The following is a 2,284-nucleotide window of genomic DNA, read 5'->3' as shown; positions in this document are numbered from 1 at the left end:
GTTCACGGGTGCGACGGCAGCGACGGCCGGCGGCGAGCGGGCGGCAAGCGTGGCGACGTCGGCCACGCCCGGGCCTGCCGTCGGGCCGACGCTGGCGCCCGACGTGCTGGCGTTTCTGCAACGCGACGCGACGGCATCCGAAGCACGGCGTGACGCCGGCGTCGACATGGACGACGCACCGACCCACCGCTTCACGTGGCGGCCGGTCGAGATCGAACCGCTGCCGGAACGGCCGGCGGCCGAACTGAGCGGCAAGCGGATCGCGATCGTCAACGGCCTCGGCCGCACGGTCGAGCGCGTGGTGGCGGCGCTTGCGCGCGCCTGCGCGAAGCCGGCGGTGTTCGCCCCGGCCGACGGCGTCGATCCGGCGGCGGCCGCGAGCGCGTTCGTTGCACAGTCGGGCCCGTTCGACGGGATCGTCGATCTCGGCGTCGAGGCGCCGTTTTCGCTCGACGTGCGCGATCAGTGGGAAGCGCCGCTGCGCCGCACGGTCGCGTTGCTGCAGGCGTGCTACGGCGACTGGGTGCAGGAGGAAGCGACGTCGCGGCTGTTCTATCTTGCGCTCACCTGGCAGGACGGGCTGATGGGATACGGCGACGATGCGCTCGTGCAGCCGCTCGGCGGATTGTGGGCGGGGCTCGCGAAGACGCTGCCGCAGGAACTGCCGAACTGCAACGTGCGCGTGCTCGACATCGCGCCGGACGAAACCGGTCGCGTCGACGGGTTGATCGCACGCGAGCTGTATCGCTGGGGGCGCTTCGAGGTCGGCCATCGCGGCGGGCGCCGCCACACGCTCGTCGCGACCCGCGACGACCTGCCGGCACAAGCGGCGCCCGACTGGGGGCCCGACGACGTCGTGCTGTTCTCGGGCGGCGCACGCGGCATCGGGTTCCTGGCCGCCTGCGAGATCGCGAAGCGGTATCGCTGCACGGTGATCGTCACCGGGCGCGACGCGCCGCCGGCCGGCGACGAGCCGTGGCTCGCGCTCGACGATGCGGGCTTCAGACGCTACGGGCTCGACCTGCTGCGCCAGGCGACGCCGGAGCGGCCGCCCAAGGCGATCCGGCACACGCTGCAGCAACTCGAACGGCGCCGCGAGCTGAAGGCGTCGCTCGACGCCGCGGCCGCGCTCGGCCTGCCGGTGCGCTACCGGGTCTGCGACGTGACCGATGCGAACGCCGTGCGCGCGCTGTGCGACGCATTCGGCGCGCGGTTGCGCGGCGTGATCCATAACGCCGGCATCGACCAGCCGGTGCGGTTGCCGCGCAAGTCCGCGGACGAATTCGTCGGCACCGCGCGCGTGAAGGTGCTCGGCTTCATGAATCTGTACGCGGCGGTGCGCGAGCGGCCGCGTGTCGACTGCTTCGTCAACGTCGGCTCGCTGACCGGCCGCTGGGGCGGCATGACGGGCGAGACCGACTACGCGGCCGCGAACGAGGCGCTCGCGCGGCTCGGCTGGTGGGCGCGCCGCGATGCGCCCGGGCGCAACGTGAAGACGCTCGTGTGGCCGACGTGGGACGGCGTCGGCATGATCACGAACCTCGCCGTCACGCGGCGTTATGTGACGCCGATGCGCATCGCCGACGGCGTCAGGCACTGGCTTGCGGAACTCGCGCAGCCGGCCACGCCCGCGGCGTCCGGCGGCGGCGAACCGATGTACATGGGCGCCGTCGGCCGTGCGCTGACGCCGATCCAGCTGCGCGGCTTCGATGCGGTCGACGGCTTGCCGAATCTCGGCGAACTCGCGACACGCCGGCACCACGCGGGCGAGCCGCGGCGATTCCGACCGTTCGCGTTTTTCTCGACGCGCTATCGTGCGGCCAACGCGCCCTATACGCGCGCATTCCGCTTCAGCGGCCGCGCGGCGGTGCCCGTGTCGCTGCTGCTCGAGCACGCGCGCGTCGTGGCCGACTGGGTGGCGCCGCCCGATGGCGAGCGCGCCTACCTGCATGAAGCCGTCGACGTGACGATCGCGCTCGATGCGCTCGCCGACGCGCTCGATGCCCACGGCGATCTCGCGCTCGACACCGACGTGACCGGCCGCACGGCCGGCGACGGCTGGCACGTGACGGTGCGGTGCGCGTCGCTCGCCGGCCGCGTGCTGCTCGATGCGACGTTCGTGTACCGCAGTCATCCGCCCGCGGGTGCGACCGTGCCGCTGCCGCACGACGGGCAGGACGATGCGGTCCGGCCGGCCACGTGCGCGATCTGGCGCGGCGACCTGCTGCCCGACGCGGACTGGCGCGGCGGCATCGCGCAGGTCAGGGCCGCCGACGCCGATGCG

General features: G+C 73.4%; 1 protein-coding gene. It reads left to right on the top strand.

From position 1 onward, the window contains the following. The coding region (locus DPV74_RS40940; RefSeq protein ID WP_119339258.1) for a KR domain-containing protein at window positions 1-2,284 on the top strand (2,284 nt) is incomplete at both ends.

Source organism: Burkholderia sp. HAN2018, assembly GCF_024704855.1.
In the GTDB taxonomy this organism is placed as follows: Bacteria; Pseudomonadota; Gammaproteobacteria; order Burkholderiales; family Burkholderiaceae; genus Burkholderia; species Burkholderia cepacia.
Note: the sequence above shows the minus strand (reverse complement) of the source record. Positions and strands in the feature narration are given on the sequence as shown.